At 70.0% G+C, this 20284-nt stretch carries 19 protein-coding genes; 13 read left to right on the top strand and 6 right to left on the bottom strand.

Features of this window, described 5'->3' with window-relative positions:
• Positions 1-4 precede the first annotated feature (4 nt).
• Positions 5-661 carry a flavin reductase family protein gene (locus tag AD72_RS16525; RefSeq protein WP_031467414.1) on the top strand — a complete coding sequence of 219 codons (657 nt, stop codon included), beginning with the start codon at positions 5-7 and terminating at the stop codon, positions 659-661.
• A gap of 14 nt (positions 662-675) precedes the next feature.
• Positions 676-1053, top strand: a complete 378-nt coding sequence (locus AD72_RS16530) for a DUF3054 domain-containing protein (RefSeq protein ID WP_031467415.1) — start codon at positions 676-678, stop codon at positions 1051-1053.
• Between the two features lie 6 nt (positions 1054-1059).
• Here AD72_RS16530 and AD72_RS38055 read toward each other — a convergent pair whose 3' ends face one another.
• On the bottom strand, positions 1060-1902 hold the full coding sequence (locus AD72_RS38055) for an NAD(P)-binding protein (protein ID WP_031467416.1): 843 nt from the start codon (positions 1900-1902) through the stop codon (positions 1060-1062).
• Complete coding sequence (locus tag AD72_RS16540) at positions 1899-3557, bottom strand: ABC-ATPase domain-containing protein (RefSeq protein ID WP_051898690.1); 1659 nt, start codon at positions 3555-3557, stop codon at positions 1899-1901. Before AD72_RS16540 ends, AD72_RS38055 begins: the two co-directional genes overlap by 4 nt.
• A gap of 72 nt (positions 3558-3629) precedes the next feature.
• Here AD72_RS16540 and AD72_RS16545 point away from each other — a divergent pair, with 72 nt between their 5' ends.
• Complete coding sequence (locus tag AD72_RS16545; RefSeq protein ID WP_037346137.1) at positions 3630-4175, top strand: helix-turn-helix domain-containing protein; 546 nt, start codon at positions 3630-3632, stop codon at positions 4173-4175.
• A complete protein-coding gene (locus tag AD72_RS16550; RefSeq protein WP_037346139.1) occupies positions 4172-5293 on the top strand; it encodes a serine hydrolase domain-containing protein in 1122 nt (373 codons plus the stop codon). Before AD72_RS16545 ends, AD72_RS16550 begins: the two co-directional genes overlap by 4 nt.
• Here the strand turns inward: AD72_RS16550 and AD72_RS16555 are convergent.
• The 3 genes from AD72_RS16555 to yczE are packed head-to-tail and all read right to left on the bottom strand — an operon-like array spanning position 5268 to position 7559.
• Positions 5268-6101, bottom strand: coding sequence for an ion transporter (locus tag AD72_RS16555; protein WP_037346142.1), 834 nt, complete (start codon positions 6099-6101; stop codon positions 5268-5270). The genes AD72_RS16550 and AD72_RS16555 overlap by 26 nt on opposite strands.
• Entirely contained in the window at positions 6098-6931 is an 834-nt protein-coding gene (locus tag AD72_RS16560) for a hypothetical protein (RefSeq protein WP_031467421.1), read from the bottom strand. The genes AD72_RS16555 and AD72_RS16560 overlap by 4 nt, the downstream gene beginning before the upstream one ends.
• A 10-nt stretch (positions 6932-6941) precedes the next feature.
• The gene (gene yczE, locus AD72_RS16565) at positions 6942-7559 is read right to left on the bottom strand and encodes a membrane protein YczE (RefSeq protein WP_031467422.1); all 618 of its coding nucleotides are present in this window, start codon (positions 7557-7559) and stop codon (positions 6942-6944) included.
• Between the two features lie 61 nt (positions 7560-7620).
• Between yczE and yczR the strand changes: the two genes are divergently transcribed.
• Positions 7621-9039 (top strand): MocR-like transcription factor YczR, encoded by a 1419-nt coding sequence (yczR, locus tag AD72_RS16570; protein ID WP_051898691.1) that lies wholly within the window; start codon positions 7621-7623, stop codon positions 9037-9039.
• A gap of 316 nt (positions 9040-9355) precedes the next feature.
• On the opposite strand, the gene AD72_RS16575 is transcribed toward yczR, so the two are convergent.
• On the bottom strand, positions 9356-10222 hold the full coding sequence (locus AD72_RS16575; protein ID WP_031467424.1) for a hypothetical protein: 867 nt from the start codon (positions 10220-10222) through the stop codon (positions 9356-9358).
• Between the two features lie 347 nt (positions 10223-10569).
• On the opposite strand from AD72_RS16575, the gene AD72_RS16580 reads away from it, so the two are divergent.
• The 8 genes from AD72_RS16580 (at position 10570) to hemC (ending at position 20277) form a co-directional block, all read left to right on the top strand.
• Entirely contained in the window at positions 10570-11250 is a 681-nt protein-coding gene (locus AD72_RS16580; protein WP_231644865.1) for a JAB domain-containing protein, read from the top strand.
• Between the two features lie 159 nt (positions 11251-11409).
• Complete coding sequence (locus AD72_RS16585) at positions 11410-13020, top strand: ABC transporter transmembrane domain-containing protein (RefSeq protein WP_051898692.1); 1611 nt, start codon at positions 11410-11412, stop codon at positions 13018-13020.
• On the top strand, positions 13020-14795 hold the full coding sequence (locus tag AD72_RS16590; protein WP_031467427.1) for an ABC transporter ATP-binding protein: 1776 nt from the start codon (positions 13020-13022) through the stop codon (positions 14793-14795). The genes AD72_RS16585 and AD72_RS16590 overlap by 1 nt, the downstream gene beginning before the upstream one ends.
• A gap of 113 nt (positions 14796-14908) precedes the next feature.
• Positions 14909-16543 carry a serine/threonine-protein kinase gene (locus AD72_RS16595; RefSeq protein WP_231644866.1) on the top strand — a complete coding sequence of 545 codons (1635 nt, stop codon included), beginning with the start codon at positions 14909-14911 and terminating at the stop codon, positions 16541-16543.
• 54 nt (positions 16544-16597) lie between these two features.
• Positions 16598-17206, top strand: a complete 609-nt coding sequence (locus tag AD72_RS16600; RefSeq protein WP_197284995.1) for a fasciclin domain-containing protein — start codon at positions 16598-16600, stop codon at positions 17204-17206.
• 118 nt (positions 17207-17324) lie between these two features.
• Entirely contained in the window at positions 17325-18023 is a 699-nt protein-coding gene (locus tag AD72_RS16605; protein ID WP_037346145.1) for a redox-sensing transcriptional repressor Rex, read from the top strand.
• Positions 18020-19324 (top strand): glutamyl-tRNA reductase, encoded by a 1305-nt coding sequence (locus AD72_RS16610; RefSeq protein ID WP_031467431.1) that lies wholly within the window; start codon positions 18020-18022, stop codon positions 19322-19324. The genes AD72_RS16605 and AD72_RS16610 overlap by 4 nt, the downstream gene beginning before the upstream one ends.
• Positions 19321-20277 (top strand): hydroxymethylbilane synthase, encoded by a 957-nt coding sequence (gene hemC, locus AD72_RS16615; protein WP_031467432.1) that lies wholly within the window; start codon positions 19321-19323, stop codon positions 20275-20277. The genes AD72_RS16610 and hemC overlap by 4 nt, the downstream gene beginning before the upstream one ends.
• Positions 20278-20284 lie beyond the last annotated feature (7 nt).

Consider the following 20284-nt stretch of genomic DNA (forward strand, 5'->3'; position numbering starts at 1 on the left):
GGGCATGCACACAGCGATCGATCTCAAGGTGTTCTATTTCGGCACTCCCGTCGTGCTCATCACGACCAGGAATCCGGACGGGAGCACGAACATCGGACCGATGTCCTCGGCCTGGTGGCTCGGCACGACATGCATGCTCGGCATGAACGATTCCTCCCGGACCGCGCGGAACATGCTGCGCGAACGGGAATGCGTGCTGAACCTCCCGTCCGCGCAGCAGGCCGCGCCGGTGAACCGGATCGCCTTGGTCACCGGGGAACCCGAGGTGCCCGAACACAAGATCGCGCGCGGATACACTCATGAGCCGGACAAGTTCGGCGCGGCCGGGCTCACCGAACAGGAATCCGAGATCGTCGGCGCCGCCCGGATCCTGGAGTGCCCGGTGCAGATCGAGTGCGCGGTGGTCGACGCGGGGCCGTTCTTCCGGCGCGGGGTCACTGCCTTCCAGGCCGATACGCGGCGGGTGCACGTCGACGAGGACCTGGTCATCCCGGGCACCGACTACATCGACCCGCTGAAGTGGGATCCGCTGATCATGAAGTTCTGCGAGTACTTCGGCGAGGGGCAGCCCGTGCATTCCTCCGAGCTCGCACGCGGCTGGCGCATGCCGCATCACATGGGTGAGCCTGAGCACCTGCGCGCGCCCGCACCGGCCGGGTGAGCCACACTTGAGGCATGTCGCCAAGGACCGTGCTCAGCGCCGCCGTGCTCGATGTGCTCGTCGTGCTCGTCTTCGTGGTGATCGGGCGAAGTTCGCACGCGGAGGGCATCACCGTGTCCGGTATCGCCGAGACGCTGTGGCCTTTCCTCGCGGGCACGGTCATCGGCTGGGTGGCCTGCCTCGCCTGGCGCGCACCGATCTCGGTGCCCCGGACCGGTGTTCCGGTCTGGCTGGCCACGCTCGTGCTCGGCATGGTGCTGCGCGTGGTCTCCGGGCAGGGCACCGAGGTCTCGTTCATCATCGTGGCCGGGATCTTCCTCGGCGTCTTCCTGCTCGGCTGGCGCGCGATCGCGGTGCTGCTCACCCGCAGGCGCAAACCGCTGAACCCCTGAGCGGCTTCAGCGGAGGCGGAACGCGAGTCGTTCGGTGCGCAGCAACCGTTGCACCTGCTTCCGGCGCGCCCGGTCGTAGGCGGTGAGCGCGGCGGGGACCTCCCCGGCCGCGGCGAGCGCGTCCGCGACCGCGCGGGCGTCGCCGAGTGCCGCGCACAGACCGTCCTCCGGATCGAGCGGGTGCGCCGCATCGCCGAGCAGCGCGATGTGCCGGACCGCGTAGCGGGGCAGCGGGCGGCAGCGGAAATGCGCCAGCCATTCGCCGTCCCGGGCCAGGGATCCCTGCCAGTCCCGGAAAACCTCGCCCGTGCGCGCGGAAGCGAACCATCCGGTGCGGCCATCGGGAAGCGGGAAGGACAGCAGCCGCGCACCGTGGCCCCGGGTCTCGGTCACCGAGGCCACCGGCGTGCCGGTGATCCCGAACCACGTCGCACCGCGAACCGGGCGCGGCTCATAACCCTCCCCGAACAGCGCCCTGCGCACCATGCTGCGGGCCCCATCCGCGGCCAGCACCACATCGTGTCCGCTCAACTGCCCCAGATCCGTCACATCCACCCCGAACCGCACCACATCGCCGGATGCCTCGTACAGGCCACGCAGCAAGGTGCCGTACTCGGTGATCTGGACCATGCGGGTCCCCTCGGCGCGCACCCGGCCGTCCGCGTGCAGCTCGCGCACCCGGTACTCCGGCCCGTCCAGCTCCGGACAGGGAACCGCCAGCGGGATCCCCGATTCCGGCAGGCCCGCCGCGCGGTCCAGCACTTCGACCCGCCAGCCGTGTTCGCGCAGCCGGGCCGCCGCGGCGAGCCCGGCCACTCCGGCCCCGAGTACGACCGCGGAGCCGATCACGACTTCAGGTCTCGGATGCGCAAGGTGCGTAAGCGATTCAGCGCCGCGGCGATATCGAGTGCGCGCGGTACGACGAAATCGTCCGTGCTGCCCGCCGCGAGTGCGGGAACATCGGCGAGCTCGGCCGCGTAGTGCGTGAGCGCGGCCGCGATGGTGTCGGTGAGGGCGCCGGACCGGGCCAGTTTCTCGATGGCGAGCCCGATTCCGGTGACCTGGCTGGGATCCACGATCTGGTCGAGTGCGCGCAGGTCGATCTCGCTCTCGCCGAGCAGGAGGGTGTCGGTGCCGCGGTTGCGGATCCTGGTCCGCCCGTTCTTACCGCGCGCGTCCACGGAACCGGGCTCGGGGCTGCGATGCCGGATCGGGCCGAAGGTGCTGGCCTCGACGGCGCGCCCGGTCGGGGTCGCGGCGATCGCGCGGGCCTGCTCGGTCACCTCGCTCGCGATGTAGGAGTCGAGCATGAGCACGCGGTCGGCGATGTCGAGGTAGTCACCGGAGCCGCCCATGACGATGATCGTGGACACCTGGTGCTCGGCGTGCAGCGGCCGGACGAGGTCCACGAACGGGGTGAGCGGTTCGGAGGATTTGCCGACGAGCGCCTGCATGCGCGCGTCCCGGATCATCAGGTTGGTCGCCGCGGTGTCCTCGTCCACGAGCAGGGTGTGTGCCCCGGCTTCGACGGCCTCGATGATGGAAGCCGCCTGGGAGGTGGAACCCGAGGCGTTCTCGGTGGAGAAGTCGCCGGTGTCCGAACCGGTCGGCAGTTCGCCGACGAAGGGGCGCACGTCGACGCGTTCGACACCGCGCCCGTCCTCGGCACGGATCTTCGCGGTATCGGTGCGCGCCACGACGAGTTCACGGCCGTCACCGGGGACATGGTCGTAGATACCGCGCTCGATGGCGCGCAGCAGGGTCGATTTTCCGTGGAATCCGCCGCCCACGATCAGCGTGACGCCCTCGGGAATTCCCATTCCGCTGACGGTTCCGCGATTCGGCAGCTCGACCTTGGCAGCAAGCGATTCCGGCGACCGGAAGGAAATTCCGCCCGATTCGAGTGGCCGGTCGTCGATTCCGCTGCGCCGGGGAAGCAGCGCCGAATCGGCCACGAACGCGACCAGGCCGAGCTCGGGAAGTTTGTCGCGCAGTGCCGCGGAGTCCTCGATCGTCTCGACGAATTCGCGGGCCGTTTCGTACCGGAAATCGAGCGCTTTCCGTACGGCCTGCGGTAGTTGCTCGCACAGCAGGCGGTGCGCGGTCACCCCGTCGATGGTGCGGCCCTTGCCGGGGAGCTGGATGCCGATGCGAAAGTGCACGACGCCATCGGCGACCTCGCTCGAGGACCGGGCCAGCACCTCCTGGCCGCCCGCGTCCACCCGGAACGCGCCCCCGCGCAGATTCGCGGCCAACCGGCGCACCAGGTACGAAGCGAGCGCGGTGGCCCGGGCCTTCCCGCGCCACAACTCCGGCGAGAGATCGGCGACCTCGGCGGGCACGGTGACCCGGATCCGGGAGGGCGGGGCGAACGGATCCGCCTGTACCCGCTGCACCTCGATGCCGATCCGGTCGAGCTCCCAGGTTCCGCTCAACCGGCGGTACTGACCGTAACCGCCGCGGTCGATCCGGCGGAGCAGGTCCGCGAGGCTGCCATGTGCCATGACCCGTTTCTACCAACCGAACTCACCCCTGTGGCACTTGCACATGAATTACGTAATATTTATAGTTCCTGCATGTCTGGCCGAGAGGGGACCGCCGCCCGGCTCGCGGCGCTCGAGGAGCGGGTCGCGCGGATCGAGGCGGCGACGGGGCAACTCGGCGAGGACACGTTCTGGGCGCTCAACGGCCTGCTCGAGCGCGGTGCCCAGGACTCCGGGCAGGTACTGTTCACCGGGGCAACCGCGCTGCCCAACGGCGAGCACTATCGCTGGCAGCAGGGCGCACCGACGGACTGGCTGCTCGGCATCGACTGGTCCGAGCTCTCCGGCAGCTTCGCCGCGCTCGGCCACCCGGTGCGGATGCTGCTCGTGCAGAAGATCCTCGCGGGCACCAGGACCGCGGCCGAACTCGCCGAACTCGCCGAACTCGGCACCACCGGGCAGCTCTATCACCACCTCAAGCAACTCGTCGCGGCCGGCTGGCTGGAGACCACGGGCCGCGGGCGCTACGCGGTCCCCGGGGCGCGGGTGATCCCGCTGCTCGTCGTGGTCGCCACCGCGGCCCTCCCATTACGGAATCTCGTAAATCAGAGTCCCACGGCTGAGGAGGACGGAGTATGACGTTCGACAGACGGCGGTTCCTCGGGGCGAGCCTGGCCGGAGTGGGTGCGGTGGCGCTCGCGGGTGGCAGCGCCACGGCGGGCAATGCGGCCACCGGCGATGTGCCTGCCCTGCTGCGGCGCTATCTCGACAAAGGGATCTCCTATGGGTTTCCCGGTCTCGTCTGCGGGGTGCTCCGCGGCGGCACGCAGTACGTCGAAGGGGCCGGACGGCTCGCCGGTGCGGGCTCGGCGCGCCCGGACGGGGACACCGTGTTCCAGCTCGGTTCGGTGACGAAGACGTTCACCGGGCTGATGCTCGCCGAGGCGGTGGAGCGCGGTGTGGTCCGGCTCGACGAACCGGTACGCAACCGCGTTCCTTGGCCGGTTCCCACCGCGCAGGGCAAGGAAATCCGGCTGGTGGACCTCGCGACGCATTCCTCCGGACTGCCGAGGTTGCCCGCGAACATCGACAAGGTTCCCGGGTTCGATCCGCTCGATCCCTATCGCGCGATCACCCGTGCGGATCTGGCGCGGTTTCTCGCCGAGACGAAACTGGGAAGCGTTCCGGGTACCAAATTCGACTACTCCAATTTCGGGTTCGCGCTTCTCGGTCAGGCGCTTTCCTCACGGTATGACCAGATGCTGCGCACGATCACAGTCCCGCTCGGGCTGCGGGACACCGCGCTGTGCCTGAATCCGGAACAGCGGCAGCGCAAGGCGCAGGGATACAGCCAGGGCCAGGCGGTTCCCGACTGGACAGGGGAAACCTTCGCTGCGGCCGGCTGCTCGGCGTATTCCACGGTCAACGATCAGCTGCGTTATCTCGGTCATCAGCTCGCCCCGGAATCCGGGCCGTTCGCCGCGGCGATCCGGAACACCCAGAAAGTCCACTTCACGGATCCGGCGAGCAAGGTCGGCCTCGGCCTGGACTGGATCCACGGCACCCTGCCGAGCGGGCGCGCCATTCTCGGGCACGACGGGGGAACCGGTGGCTTCTCCAGTTATGCGCTCTTCTGCCCCGATTCGGGTACGGCGCTGGCGATGATGGGCAACCTGGCGCCCGACGCCCAGCATCCGGAGAGGACCGTGGACGCGCTGGCGGTCGACCTGTTCAGGGAGCTCGATGCCCTTCCTTGATGGTCACGCTCGGCCCGTGGTGCTGCTCCTCCTCGAGCACCCGGTGCTGGGTCTTCACCGGTAACTCCTGCTCCGCATCCTCGTCCTCCTGCTCGTGCAGCCCCAGTTGCACGGCACGGCGGATCTGCTCGCGGTTCTCCTTGACCACATCGGCGAAGAACTCGTCGATGCGCGGGTCGCCGAGAACCTCGAGCACGATCCGGAACGCGGTGTCGATGACCCCCTGCACCACCTCGTCGTGGAACGGAAGCCTGCGTAGCCGTCCGGCCTGCGGATCCTCGCGCAGCTTCTCCGCGACGATCGTGCGCAGTTCCGTGCGGTTCTCCTCCAGGGACCGCGCCAGATTCTGCGGGTAGTTCCCGGTTTCCAGCACCTTGACGACCTCGTCCAGCACGGCGATCGTGATCGGTTTCTTGATGGCCCGCACGATCGGGGCGGAAAGGCGCTCGATGAGCCGCTGGGTGAACTGCTCGCCGAAGGCCCGGTCGGCGGCCCGGCCCAGCCGCATGAGCACCACGACGACCCGGATGAGCCGGAATCCGCGCAGTGCCGGATGGGCCACCGGGATCATGCCCAGTATTTCGTACCAGTTGCGCAGCGGGAACCATTTCTCCCAGCCGTGCTTGTGCCAGCGCCACAGGAATTCGAGCAGGAAAAGGCCGCAGATCGAGGTGTCCGCGACGAATATCCAGTGCTCGGTTTCCGGATTGTTGCTGTAGAAGATCGCGTAGATGAGCAGGCCGACGGAGATGATCGCGAGCGCGAGCATCAACCAGTCGATCGTGTTGATGTTCTTGCGCGCGCTCATCCGGTCGGCTCCAGGTCCAGGTAGGCGAGCGCCTTGTCGTCGGAGACCTTCGGCCGCGGCCAGCGCGCCCCGTCCGGATCCGCGCGCTCGGCAGTGTGCACGGCCTCGATGACCGCACCCGGTCCCTGTTCGGCGGCCAGCCGGAAAACCCCGGCCCAGTCCAGGATTTCGTAGTCGTCCACCGCGCAGGAGACCCCGTCGCTGGCCAGTAACGCGGCACGCACCCGGCCCCGCGGCCAGCTTCCGGTCACCGCTTGCCGCGCAGCGCCCGGATCCGCCTCGGCGACCCAGAAGCCACCGTCCACATTGCGCAGTCGCCCGGTCGCCTCGGCACCGGCGCGCAGTGCGGCGAGGTGCCCCTCCCCGAATCCACCGCCCTCGGCGAGCCGTTTCCGGTAGCCGCCACCGGATCGGGGCAGTTCACGTAGCCGGTCGTCGGCGAGCACCTCGATGCCCTCGCTGGTGCGCAGCACGACGGGCGAGTCGGCGAGCACCAGCGCGTCCACCCGGTCGGCGCCCACCCGCAGCATGGCCACCGTGGCGGACGGCGAATCCCCGGGAACCAGCCCGAACCGCTCGGCCACCTCGGCGATACCGGTCTCCAGCACGGTGACCAGTCCGGCATCCGGTTCGGCGCGCAGCCGCGCACTCAGTTCCGTGCACAACTGCTCGGCATACCAGCCGCCGCTGCGCCTGCCGGGCACGAGATTGGTCGCGCCGTCGAGCAGGATGACGGCGTTCTCGAGCACGGCGATCCGGTCCTCGCTCGGGCGCGTTCGCCCGTCGACCCCGACCCCATCGGCCTCGGCGCATTCGATCCGTGGTGACACGCGCCCGAGGCTACCGCCCCCGGTACGCGACCACGCGCAGGAACAACTGGGTGAGCGGGCCGATGGACAGCGCGTAGAGCACGGTGCCGATCCCGACGGTCCCGCCGAGCAGCCAGCCGATGATCAGCACGGTGACCTCGATGCCGGTGCGCACCAGGCGGATCGAGTACCCGGTACGCAGGTGCAGCCCGGTCATCAGCCCGTCCCTGGCGCCGGGGCCGAGGCGCGCGCCGACGTAGGTCGCGGTGGCCACGCCGTTGAGCACGATGCCGCCGACCAGCAGCGCGATGCGCCAGGCGAGCGAGTGCTGCGGCGGGATGATCAGCAAGCCGAGCTGCACGACCACCCCGATCACCACGATGTTGGCGATGGTGCCGAATCCCGGCCGCTGCCGCAGCGGGATCCACGCGAGCAGCACCACGACACTGACCAGCCCGGTGACCAGGCCGAACGGTAGAGCGAGCCGATCGGAGAGGCCCTGGTTGAGCACGTTCCAGGCATCCAGGCCGAGGTCGGCGCGCACCACCATGGCATTGGTGAAGCCATACAGGGCGAGCCCGGCGAACAGCTGAATGAGCCTGCGCGGGGCGGCGACCCGGATGGCGACCGGGGACAGATCGACAGCCATGAGACCAGCATCGCGGATAATTGGTCTGCGAACCAAAGGCCAATCGGGGATAATTGGCCGGGTGACACATCCGACGACGGCGCGGATCGGCGCGCGCGAACTGGTCGCCCTGCTCGGCTCCTGGCATGCCGAGGGCAGCAGGCGCACCGCCGCCGAGCTCGCGGCCGCGCTGCGGGTACTGATCATCGAGGGGAGCCTGGCCATCGGCACCCTGCTGCCCGCGGAACGCGAATTCGCGCGCGCCCTTCCGGCGAGCCGCACCCTGGTCAGCGCCGCGCTGGACCGGTTGCGCGCCGACGGGTTCGTGCACTCCCGGCAGGGTTCCGGATCCTGGGCGAGCCTTCCGGGGGACACGCCACGGCTCGGTCTCGGCGAGCCGGGCCCTGGCGTGATCGACTTCGCCCGCGCCGCCCCGGAACCGGTGCCCTGGCTGATGCGTGCCTTCGAGGCCGCGCGGCTGCGGTTCCCCCGGTTCCTCGAGACGAGCGGATACACGGCCTTCGGCGTCCCGGAGACCAGAGCCCGGATCGCGGAGTGGTTCACCGCGCGCGGCCTGCCGACCGAACCCGGTCAGGTGCTCGTCGCCACGGGCGCGCTCACCGCGCTGTCCCGGATCTTCGAGGTGTATACCGCGCCCGGGGCCCGCTGCCTGATCGAGCAGCCGAGCTATGCGAACGCGCTGCTCGCCGTGGAACGGGCCCGGCTGCGTCCGCTCGCGGTGCCGATGACCGCGTCCGGCTGGGATCTCCCGGCCGTGGAAACCGCGCTGCGCACCGCGAATCCGGCGATCGGGTACGTGGTGCCCGATTTCCAGAACCCCACCGGGCACCGGATGAGCGAGCCGGACCGGGAACGGTTCGGCCGGATTCTGCGGCGCGCCAAGATCCCCTTCGTGGTGGACGAGACCGTCGTGGAGCTCGACTACACCGGAGCCGAGGCGCCGCGTCCGCTCGCCGCTCTCGCGCCCGGTCAGGTCATCACGATCGGTTCGGCGAGCAAATCGCACTGGGGCGGCCTGCGGATCGGCTGGGTGCGGGCGGAACGGGAGGTGATCGAGCGGCTCGCGCGTACCGATCTGGGTGCGCCGATCTTCGAGCAGCTGCTGCTCGCCGAACTGCTCGACGGAGACCTCGGGGAGCGGCGGGAGCTGTTGCGCGAACGCCGGGACGAACTGGTGCGCCTGCTGCGCGCGAACTGTCCACAGTGGAGCTTCCGGGTTCCGGGCGGCGGGCTCTCGCTGTGGTGCGAGCTGCCCGAGCCGGTGAGCACCCGGTTGGTCGTGGAGGCGGAGCGGGACGGGGTGTGGCTCGTTCCCGGTGGCCGGTTCGGCGCGCACGGCGGACTGGAGCGGTGGATCCGGGTTCCGTTCGCCCAGCGGGCCGAGCAGCTGCGCGAGTGTGTGCGGGTGATCGCGGCGGCTTCGGCGCGGCTGCACGGTGCCGATGGGGTGGTCGAGGCACCGGATCTGCCGGTGGTCTGAAGGAGCTCCGGAAGGGCTCCGGGAAGGGCTCCGAAATGAGCTCTGAAAGGCTCCGGAAATGGCGAGACCGGGTGCCGAGTCGGGGGCACGACTCGGCACCCGGTCCGCTTGCCCCGATGCGGCCTGCGCGTGGGGCAACGCGCGGCCTGGCGTTCGGGGCGATACCCGATCGGTTCGGGCGCGGTGAACCGATCGGGAGCCTGTTGGGGCGCCGGCGGTCAGTTGGGTTCGTGCGGGAATAGCGAGGAACGGCCGCGATAGCCGGCCGGGAGAGGGGTGCGTGGACACACGGGTCCCGCGGAACTCGCCTCGGAGGTCAGTCGGGGGAGACGCTCGGCCTGCTCGGCGCGGTTCTCGGATGCCGGACCGTGTAGGCCGCGTCGGCGAGCCGCGCCGAGGGAACGGTGAGCTGATCGGCAGGGGCGGGAATGGCGAACATTCCGCCGTTTCCGCCCCGATCGCCACCGCCGGACCCGGAGGAATGTCCCTGGGTGGCCGTGGGCCCGCCCTGATCGGCGGGCACCGGCTCGGGAAGCCGCTGTTTGTGCCGCTGTTCGGTGGTCTTCGAGGTGTCCGGCTTGATATCCGGCTTCGCCGAGCTCATCTGCTGGTTGGAGGCGACCGAGGCCGCCACCGGGTGCGTGGGTTCGGTGTGCCGCTGCGTGGTGTGCTCGACGGGCTTGCTCGGCTTGGCCGCCGTCTGCTGTTCCTGCTTGGCCGGTGCCGGCTCGCTCTTGCTCGGCTTCTCCGGCACGGAGACGTACGAACCACTGGCGCTCGGGGACGCGTCGACGTGGCTCGGCGACTGGTGGCCGTGGATCGGGAGCTCGATGAGGCCACCGCTGGAGTGTCCGCCGGAGCTCGAGGAGTGCGAGGGCTTCGGCGCGGGCGTTTCCGGTTCCGGTGTTCGCACGATCTGGTTGACGACCGGGAGGCTGCGGACCGTGGAATCGAGTGTTCCGGTCAGGCCCTTGGTCAGCCCGCCGAGCAGGCCCGGCGAGCTATCGGCGTGCTCTTCCTGCTGCTGGCCACTCTGCCCGTCGGAGGGCTTCTCGGCGGCCGAGGCGATCGCCGAGCAGCACAGCACCAGGCCGACGGTGAACAGGAACGTCCATGCGAGGCGCGCGGCGAGCTTGCGCAGGTCGACACCAGCCGGTGTCTCTGCGCTTGCCGGCGCGACCATGGTGCGTGCCCCTCTCCGCTCGCTGATCTGCACTCCGCTTGCCGGAGCCGAGTCTGTTCAAGCCGCAGACGGTTCTGAACGGCTCGCTTGACTGCGAGCATGCGTCATTTCCGGTCTGTTCGGCAACCATCGATGAGTATCATGCCCTGAGATCAATACCTGGTCACCCCACGAGTGGATGAAGTTACCGTCGCCGTATGTGATCACTCGGTGCATTCAGTCTACGCAACGCTACGACGGCAATTCTTCTCCGCCGATCGCGCGCTCTCCCGTGGCGAAGGCCACGTTTCTGTCGGTGCTCCCGGGCATCATGCCGGGCATCAGCCGAAAACTGAGGGGAGAAGACGATGTCGATACCGATGACGGAAATACCGGGGGATCAGCGTCCGAGGGAGCGGTTGCTCGCGCTGGGCCCGCAGGCGCTCACGGATGCCGAGTTGCTGGCGGTGCTGCTCCGCAACGGCAAGGTGGGGGCGAGCGCGCTCGACGTGTCCGCCCAGCTGCTCGCCGAGCAGGGTGGCCTGCAGCGATTGGCGAACGCCCGCCCCGAGGAGCTGGCCAGGATGACCGGGGTTGGAACGGTGAAGGCGGCCAGCCTGGTCGCGGCCTTCCATCTCGCCTCGCGGGCACGAGAACCCGCGGAGCCGGCCTCCGAACTGCACGAGGCCGGTGAGATCGCCGCGGTCGCCCGGCCGCTGTTCTTCGGCGCGCGCACCGAACGGCTCGTGGTGCTGGTGGCCGATGCGCGGGACCGATTGCGGTACCGGATCGTGCTCGCCGAGGGCTGTATCGATCAGGTCCCGCTCCCGCTGCGGGAGATCCTGAACGTCGTGCTCCGCCAGGACGGCCGCGGATTCGCTCTTGCGCACAACCATCCCTCCGGCGACCCGGAGCCGAGCTGGCAGGACAAGCGCTCCAGCCAGGTCCTCATGGACGCGGCGGCCACGCTCGGTCTGCGGTTCCTCGATCACGTGGTGGTGGCGGGCGAGCAGTGGGCGAGCGCGGTCACCGGGGCCACGAACCGCTGACACCGAACCCGTCCGGGACACCGGGCCGGATTGGGGGCGCCGTTGGATGATGACCTGTCCACAACCGAATAATTGCCCCGTGCATGGCGCGGTTCCGGGGGCGGTGACGCCGTAAAATCAGTGGTTGGGCGCCCGTCTCCGTGGCTAGCCTGCGCAGTCGTGCGGGGTGTTGATTCACGCGGCCCGGTCCGCTTCCTCCGGTCGCTGTTGCGCAGGCGCGCCGGTCTCCTTCTCGGCGCTGTCGTGCTCGGCAGTGTCGAGATCGTGCCGACCGCGGTGCTGCCCTTGGTCATCGGCACCGCGATCGATGACGGGATCGCCAAGGGTGACTTCGACGCCCTCGTCTCGCAGGTGTTGCTGATGGCGGCGCTCGGTGCGGCCATGCTGCTCGGCGGTGCCTTCGGGCCCTATCTGTCCGGCCTGATCTGGACGCACATCGCCTGGGATGTCGAGGAGCTGGTGCACGACCACTCCGCCGAGGTGGGTGGCGCGGTACGCAAACGCTTGCGCGGTGGCGAGGTGGCGACCGCGGGCACGACCGACGGGTACCACATCGCCGAGTTCGCGGAGTTTATCGGCGCGATCGTGGGTGCGCTCGTCTCGTTCGTGGTCGTCGCGGTGCTGCTGTTCCCGCGTTCACCGCTGCTGGCCACCCTGGTGATCGTGGGAGTGCCACTCGCGGTGCTCGGTATCGGCCCGCTGGTCCGCCCGCTGCAGCGCAGGCAGTCACGCCAGCGCGAGCAGGTGGGCGCGGCGGCCACCATGGCGGCCGACATCGTCGCCGGGCTGCGGGTGCTGCGCGGGATCGGCGGTGAGCGTGCCTTCGGCGAACGGTTCGACCGCACGAGTCAACGGGTGCGGGCGGCCGGGGTCGCCGTCGGCCGGGTGGACTCCTGGTTCTCCTTCGGCGAGGTGCTGCTTCCCGGTCTGGTCACCGTGGCGATCACCTGGCTCGGTGCCCGCCTGGTCGTGGCCGGTGAGCTGTCCGTCGGCGAGCTGATCGCCTTTTACGGGGCCGCCGCCTATCTGGTCGTGCCGGTCGCCGTGACCACGGCCGCGATCGACTCGGTGACCTCGGCGCTCGTGGCCGCACGAAAGGTGTGCCGGGTGCTGGAGATCGGTACCGAACCGGCAGAACCGGCAGGCTCGCGCGCACTGCCACCCGGAGACCTGGACCTGCGCGACGAGCAGACCGGGCTCGTGTTCCCGGCAGGCCGGCTCACCGTGGTGGACGCCGGAGCGGACGCGGCCGGGTTCGCTGAGCGGCTGGTCCGGCTCGGCGAGACGGAGCCGGGTGGCCGGGTGCTTGCCGGTGGGGTCGATCTCGCCGAGGTGCCCCGCGGCGAGCTGCGCGCGCGGATGATCCTCGCTTCGGGTGGTGACCTGCTGTTCTCCGGGCCGGCGCGGGAGGAACTGGCCACCGAGGGCGGGCTACCGGTCGGCCGCGCCGTTCATGCCGCGCAGGCCGAGGAGGTACTCGAGCAGATTCCGGACGGGCTGCTCGATGAGCGGGGCCGGTCGCTTTCCGGCGGTCAGCGCCAGCGGCTGGTGCTGGCCAGGGCGCTGGCCACCGATCCGGATGTACTGGTGCTGGACGAACCGACCTCGGCGGTCGATGCGCACACCGAGGCCCGCATCGCTGCCCGGATCGCGCGGCTGCGCGCGGGGAAGACGACCGTGGTGTTCAGTCAGAGTCCACTGTGGACGGACGTGGCGGATGTGCGGCTCCGGGTGAATCCCGTGTCCGCGGACGAACGGGAGCCGGTGTGATGCGCAGGTTCCCGCTCGCGGACGCGGCGCGTGTCCGGCGCTGGATCATCGACACCGCGCTGGCGAACAAGGCGGCCTTCGCCGTGACGCTCGGCTGCTTCGCCGCTTCGACGGTCGTCGGCCTGATCGCGCCCCGGCTGCTCGGGCACCTGCTCGACGCGGTCGTGGCGGGCACCACGGTGGAGACGGTCGACAGTATCGCGCTGGCCTTCCTCGCGGTCCTCATCGTGCAGGCGGTCTTGCTGCGGTACGCGCGGCTGCGCGGGATCATGCTCGGCGAGAAACTGCTCGCGAGCGCGCGGCAGGGATTCGTGGCCGCCACGCTGCGCCTGCCGCTGGCAACGGTCGAGTCCACCTCGAGCGGTGACCTGATGTCCCGGGCCACCTCGGGTGTGGACAAGCTGGACGAAGGGCTGAGCAAGGCGGTGCCCGAGATCCTGGTCGCCACGGTGACGGTGCTGTTCACCGCGGTCGCAATGCTGCTCACCGCTCCGCTTCCGGCGCTGGGCATGCTGATCGCGGTCCCGGTGTTCGTGGTCGCGGTGCGCTGGTACCGGCCGAGGATGCGGACCGCGATCGATATCGAGCTCGCCTCGGCGGCCGATGCGCAGGCCACCATCGCGGAGACGGTGGACGGCGGCCGGGTGCTCGATCAGCTGGGCAGGGCGCCGCGCCGGGTCAAGGTGAACGCGCTCGTGCTCGGCGTGCTCCGGCCGAACGGGCGCAAACAGGCGCGGCTGATCGGTGCCTTCGACGCGGGTGCCGAGCTTGCCTACGTGCTCCCGCTGCTCGCGATCCTGTTCATCGGCTGGTGGAGCTATCAGTCCGGACTGGTGGGTATCGGTGCCCTCGCCGCGGTGGTGCTCTACGCGCAAGCGCTTTCGGACCCGCTCTACGAGCTGCTGAAGTGGGTCGATGAGCTGATGACCGGCTCGGCCGCGCTGCGCCGGATCCTCGGCGTCGAGCAGCTGCGCGCCGACCACGGGGAAACCGCGCGGCCGAGCGCGGCACCCGAGGGGCACGAGGTCCGGCTGCAGGGGGTTCGCTTCGGCTACCGCGCAGGCCACGAGGTGCTGCACGGGGTGGATCTGGAGATCGCCGAAGGGGAACGGATGGTGCTGGTCGGCCCCTCCGGTGCGGGGAAATCCACCCTCGGCGCGCTGATCGCCGGGGTGTACGAGCCCACCGGCGGATCGGTGCGGATCGGCGGGGTTCCGGTGACCGAACTGGGCCTGGAACGGATCCGCGAGCAGGTCGTGCTGCTCACCCAGGAACAGCACGTGTTCTCCGCGAGCCTGCGGGAGAACCTCGCGATCACCGAATCGGACTCGGTGGACGAGCAGCTGCGCGCCGCCCTGCGCACGGCAGGTCTCGGTGACTGGCTCGGCGAACTGCCCGCCGGACTGGACACGATGATCACCGGCGGGGTGACCAACACCGATGTCGACGGCGCGGTCACGGTCGGGGCCGCGCGCGCCCAGCAGCTGGCGATGGCCAGGCTCGTGCTCGCCGATCCGCGGATCGTGGTGCTCGACGAGGCGACCTCACTGCTCGACGCGGACTCCTCACGGGAGCTCGACCGCTCGATGGCCGCGACCCTGGCGGGCCGGACGGTGATCGTGATCGCGCACCGGCTCGGGGCCGCGCGCTCGGCCGACCGGGTCGCCGTCGTCGAGGACGGCCGGATCACCGAACTCGGCCCGCACACCGAACTGCTCGAGCAGGAGGGGGCCTACGCGCGCCTGTTCCAGCGGTGGTCGGCGGGGGCCCGATGAGGAATTACCGCCATTCGGGGTAGCGACACGGGTGCGCACCATTACATCCGTCGCTGTGGTCGCCATCTATCGTGGGGGAGAGTTGTACGTGGCAGCCCGAGGAGAGCGGGGAAGTGGACCTGGTGACCGATCTCGTCGCTGCGTTGTTGACCTCGCTGCACAGGATCATCCCGTTCCCGCTCTGCAAGGGGGACTGGCTCTCCACGACCGCGCTCGCCGGTGCGGTGTTCGCACTGGTACCGGTGCTGATCGCGCTGATCTTCGCGATCGTGCGCAAGGGGACCGGCAATCGCTATCCGGCTCCGCTGCTGACCGTGTTCGGCGTCCTCGGCCTGGTCGGTGCGACCCTGCTGCCCTGGCTGGCCTTCCGTGCGCTCGGGCAGGTGCTCGGCTCCGGGCGGATCAGCACGGGCGGCCGGTCCTGCTTCGTGCGCCAGCAGGGCTCGTACTTCATGGGCGGCCCGAACGTCTGGCACGCGCTGACCTCCTCGGGAAACGGCCGCGCGGTGGAGGTCATCTACGTCGCACTGCTGGTCGGCGTGCCACTGGTCGGGCTGATCTGCATCGCGCTGCTCGCCCGCGCCGCGTTCCGCCGTGGACCGCGCTGGCCGGGCCGGTTGTGCCTGTGGATCCCGCACGTGCTGCTGATCCTGGCCACCTTCGGGCTCCCGGCGAACGTGATGGTCTCCGCCTGGCTCGGTTACGTGCCGATGCTGCTCATCGGCTCACTGCTGGTGCTGCTCCCCGGTGCGCCGCGCTGGTCGGTGATCGATCGCATCCCGGCGCCGCGCTATGAGCTGGAGCCCGAACCCGAACCGGAGCTGCCCGGTGACCGGCTCGCGGACACCCCGGGCCCGCTGCCGTTCATGGAGGAGGACCCGGAGACGATCCCGGCCGATGGCAGCCGGTTCCGCAAGATCCGCCAGCTGGGCAAGGGCGGGTTCGGCACCGTGTGGCTGGCCAAGGACACCAACCTGGGCCGCACCGTCGCGGTGAAGTTCGCGCACGCCCCGGACGCCGAGACCGAGGAGCGGATGATGCGCGAGGCGCGCGCGCTGGCCGCGGTCCGGCACCCGAACTGCGTGAAGATCTTCGACATCGCCAGCGAACCCGAGGGCATGGGCCTGGTGATGGAGTACATCGCGGGTTCCTCGCTGTCCGATTCGGTGCGCGCGGCCGGTGGCGGGCTGGACGACATCGCGGCCGCGCGGCTGTGGGCGACCATGGCCGGTGCGCTGGACGATGCCCACCAGCAGGGTGTGCTGCACCGGGATGTGAAGCCCTCGAACATCATCCTCGACCCGGAGGGCTCGCCGCACCTGATCGATTTCGGGATCGCGCGCAGCGCGGGCGACTCGACGCTCACGCAGACCGGCATGATGATGGGCACACCCGATTTCCTCGCGCCGGAGACCGCTTCGGGGGAGGGCGCCTCGCCCGCCTCGGATGCCTGGCAGCTCGCGGCCACGGTCAGCTTCGCGCTCTGCGGGCAGCCGCCACGGGGCACCCGCGAGACGCCGATGGCCGCGCTGATGGCCGCGGCCCGGGCCGAGAATCCGCGCGAACTGCCAGCTCACAGCGTGCACGCCGGGCTGCTCGGCGAGGTGCTGCACTCCGATCCCGGGCAGCGGCCGACCCTGGCCAGCGTGCGTTCGGTGCTCATCCGCTGGCTCGCGGAGAACGGTTACGACGAGGACGGCCCGGTCTCCACGGTGTTCACCGAGCCGGTTCGCCGTACCCACCGATAACCCGGCGAAGCCGTGCGGGGAAGATAGGGCTGGCGGATGAAGGAGGAGGCAGAAGTGCGGAAGTTCCAGAAGCCGGCCGGTGCGGTCGCCCTTGCGATCATCGCGGCGGTCACGGTCGCCGGCTGCACGAACCGGGAGGAGCCCGCCAAGGGCGGCAACGAGGTCAGCGACGGCAACGCCATGGCACCGCTGAACGGCGCGAACTCGGCCAGCCCGGCAAGCTCCTCGAACGAGGCGGGCGCGCCGTTCGGCAAGGCCTGCTCGAAGCTGCCGCAGACGCAGACCGGCGATCTCCCCGCCGCCGAGGCCATCGCGAAGATCCCGATGCTCGCCAACTTCTCCGAAGCCGTGCAGCGCGCGGGGCTCGGGCCGGAGCTGAACAAGCAGGGTGAGCACTACACCGTGTTCGCCACGACCGACAGCGCCACCGCGCCGAACAGCGCCGACAAGCTGCGCCAGCAGGTGCTCACCGAGCAGCAGAACCGGTCCTCGCTGACCGAGGGCAAGCAGTTCAGCACGCTCGCGGGCAACGGCAAGCTGAGCGTCTCCGGGTCCGGCGACGAGCTGACCGTGACCGGGTCCGATGGCGCGAAGGCGAACGTGATCTGCGGCAACATCAAGGCGGCCAACGCCACGATCTTCATCATCGACAAGCCACTGTAACCGGCTGACCAGCCGTTTTGTGTAATCGTTCCCGAGTTGGATACCTTGGTTCAGGGCGCATTCGCGCGGCATTCCCGCCTGCGCGCCGGTCAAGCATGAACCCCTCGGGAGCGAGTACGTGGCCAAGAGTGCACACGGGCAGCACGGTCCGATTCCGGAGGCCGCGGTCTCCCGTCTCGCCGTGTACCTCCGTGCGCTCTCCTCGCTGACCGAAACCGAGGTCACGAGCGTGTCCAGCGAGGAACTGGCCACCGCTGCCGGGGTCAACTCGGCGAAGCTGCGCAAGGACCTCTCCTATCTCGGTTCCTACGGCACCCGCGGGGTCGGCTACGACGTCCGGGTGCTCACCGAGGAGATCGAACGTGTCCTCGGCCTCACCGCGAACCAGGCCGTGGCGGTCGTCGGGATCGGTAATCTTGGTCACGCTCTGGCCAACTACGGCGGCTTCCCGGGAAGGGGTTTCCCGGTTCGCGCGCTGTTCGATGTGGACGCGGATCTGCTGGGTGTGCCGGTAGGAGGCATCCAGGTCTCGCATATCGAGGACATCACCGAGGTGTGCGCCGAGCGCGGGATCACGATCGGGGTGATCGCGACGCCCGCCTCCTCGGCGCAGTCGGTGTGCGCGCGTTTGGTTTCTTCGGGCGTGCGGTGCATCCTGAACTTCGCACCCGTTGAGCTCGTGGTGCCGGACGATGTAGAGGTACGCAAGGTCGACCTCGCCGTGGAGATGCAGATCCTGTCATTCCACGTGGCGCGGCGGGCCGGCACGCGTGCGGCCGAAGAAGGAACGAACGGGATGGTGACGAACCCGTCATGAGCGTGCTTGCTGTTGGGCTCTCCCACAGGACCGCGGATGTGCGCACCCTCGAGCGGGCCGCGGTCAGCGGTGCGGACCTGCCGAAGCTGCTCGACGAACTGCTCGGCTGCGCCAACGTCTCCGAGGTCGCCGTGGTGTCCACGTGCAACCGGGTCGAGGTGTACGCGGCGGTCGAGACCTTCCACGGCGGACTCTCCGATGTGAGCTCGGTGCTCTCCCGCGCGGCGGGGTGCGAGACCCAGGAGCTCGTCGACAACCTCTACGTCTACTACTCGGGTGCCGCGATCGAGCACCTGTTCAGTGTCACCTCCGGGCTCGACTCCATGGTGGTCGGCGAGCCGCAGATCCTCGGCCAGGTGCGCGCGGCCTACCAGGCGGCGACCGAGCGCGGCGCGGTCGGCCAGGTGCTGCACGAGCTGATCCAGACCGCGCTGCGGGTCGGCAAGCGGGTGCATTCCGAGACCGGGATCGACCACGCGGGGGCCTCGGTGGTCTCGGAGGCGCTCGAGGACGCCAAGGGCGCGCTCGGCGGGCTCGAGGGCCGCACCGCGCTGCTGGTCGGCGCGGGCGCGATGAGCGGGCTCGCGGCGGCGCACCTGCGGCGTGCCGGGGTCGGCGAGATCATCGTGGCGAACCGCACCATGGACAACGCGCGGCGGCTCGCGGCCAATATCGAGGCCGAGGGCACCGACGCGCGCGCCGCGGGCCTCGACACCCTCACCGAGCAGCTGCGCTCGGCCGATGTCGTGGTGACCGCGACCGGGGCGAGTGAGGTCGTGCTCGACGCGGAGACCGTGCGCAGTGCCGTGCGGGATCGGCTGGTGCTGTGCGACCTGGGGCTGCCGAGGGACATCGCCCCGGAGGTTGCCGAGCTGCCGGGCACCACGATCGTGGACATCGAATCGCTGCAGCGGCGGCTCACGAACAGCCGCAGCGGCGAGGAGACCCGCATCGCGCGGGAGATCGTCACCAGGGAAGTGAAGGGTTACCTCGACGGGCAGCGCTCCGCCGCGGTCACCCCGACCGTGACCGCCCTGCGCAAGCGGGCAGCCGAGGTCGTCGACGCCGAGATGCTCCGGCTCGACGCCAAGCTGCCGGAACTCGACGACCAGGTGCGCGCCGAACTCGGTTACACCGTGCGCCGCGTGGTCGACAAACTGCTGCACACCCCGACCGTCCGGGTCAAGGAGCTCGCCTCGGATCCCGGTGGGATCGAGTACGCCGACGCGCTGCGTGAGCTGTTCAACCTCGACCCGAACGCGCCGGTCGCGGTGTCCGAAACCGAAGGAGGGCCGCGTTGAGCGCGGTGCGATCGAATTCCACCAACCGGCTGCACATCGGGACCCGGGGCAGCGCGCTCGCGCTCGCCCAGGCCGAGTTCGTCGCCGACCGGCTCAGCGCCGCGGGAACCGAGACCGAGATCGTCACCATCCGCACCCCCGGCGATGCCGACCGGGAACGGCCGATCAGCGAGATCGGGGTCGGTGTGTTCACCAACGCACTGCGCGACGCGCTGGCCACCGGTACCGTCGACGTGGCGGTGCACTCCTTCAAGGACCTGCCGACCGGGCCGGACCCGCGGACCTCGCTGGCCGCGGTGCCCGAACGGGAGGACCCGAGGGACGCGCTGATCGCGCGGGACGGGCTCACCCTCGGTGAGCTGCCGCCGGGGGCCAGGATCGGCACCGGTTCCCCGCGACGGGCCGCGCAGCTGCGTGCGCTCGGGCTGGGCCTCGAGGTGGTCGGGATCCGGGGGAACGTGGACACCCGCATCCGCAAGGTGCACGACGGTGAGGTGGATGCGGTCGTGCTCGCGGCGGCCGGGCTGCGCAGGACCGGCAACTTCGGTCAGGTGACCGAACTGCTGGACCCGCTGCAGATGCTTTCGGCACCGGCCCAGGGCGCGCTCGCCGTGGAATGCCGGTGCGAGGACGTGGACGTGGAGTACCTGCTCCGGTCCACATTGGACGATTCGCGCGTTCGCGCCGCGGTCACCGCGGAACGGGCGCTGCTGGCCACGCTCGAAGCGGGGTGTCAGGCCCCGGTCGGCGCGCTCGCCGAGGTCGTCGAGGACCTCGATGAGCAGGGCAAGGTCGTGGAGCGGGTGTCCCTGCGCGGGGTCGCGGCCACTCCGGACGACGAATTGCTCCGGGCTTCCGGACTCGGCGAGCTCGCCGGAGTCGAGGCACTGGGGCGCGAGGTCGCGGCTGAACTGCTGGACCGTGGCGCGGTTTCGCTGCCCAGTGTCAACTGAAAAGCGC

Origin of the sequence: Sciscionella sediminilitoris, assembly GCF_000737195.2 — a bacterium.
Taxonomy (GTDB): Bacteria; Actinomycetota; Actinomycetes; order Mycobacteriales; family Pseudonocardiaceae; genus Sciscionella; species Sciscionella sediminilitoris.

What these genes read in the sequence shown, in the direction of transcription:
- AD72_RS16575 (WP_031467424.1), bottom strand. Translation starts at nt 10,222, where the DNA reads ATGGTCGCGCCGGCAAGCGCAGAGACACCGGCTGGTGTCGACCTGCGC.
- AD72_RS16530 (WP_031467415.1), top strand. Translation starts at nt 676, where the DNA reads ATGTCGCCAAGGACCGTGCTCAGCGCCGCCGTGCTCGATGTGCTCGTC.
- AD72_RS16545 (WP_037346137.1), top strand. Translation starts at nt 3,630, where the DNA reads ATGTCTGGCCGAGAGGGGACCGCCGCCCGGCTCGCGGCGCTCGAGGAG.
- AD72_RS16580 (WP_231644865.1), top strand. Translation starts at nt 10,570, where the DNA reads ATGTCGATACCGATGACGGAAATACCGGGGGATCAGCGTCCGAGGGAG.
- AD72_RS16525 (WP_031467414.1), top strand. Translation starts at nt 5, where the DNA reads ATGCACACAGCGATCGATCTCAAGGTGTTCTATTTCGGCACTCCCGTC.
- AD72_RS16540 (WP_051898690.1), bottom strand. Translation starts at nt 3,557, where the DNA reads ATGGCACATGGCAGCCTCGCGGACCTGCTCCGCCGGATCGACCGCGGC.
- AD72_RS16610 (WP_031467431.1), top strand. Translation starts at nt 18,020, where the DNA reads ATGAGCGTGCTTGCTGTTGGGCTCTCCCACAGGACCGCGGATGTGCGC.
- AD72_RS16590 (WP_031467427.1), top strand. Translation starts at nt 13,020, where the DNA reads ATGCGCAGGTTCCCGCTCGCGGACGCGGCGCGTGTCCGGCGCTGGATC.
- yczE (WP_031467422.1), bottom strand. Translation starts at nt 7,559, where the DNA reads ATGGCTGTCGATCTGTCCCCGGTCGCCATCCGGGTCGCCGCCCCGCGC.
- AD72_RS16555 (WP_037346142.1), bottom strand. Translation starts at nt 6,101, where the DNA reads ATGAGCGCGCGCAAGAACATCAACACGATCGACTGGTTGATGCTCGCG.
- AD72_RS16550 (WP_037346139.1), top strand. Translation starts at nt 4,172, where the DNA reads ATGACGTTCGACAGACGGCGGTTCCTCGGGGCGAGCCTGGCCGGAGTG.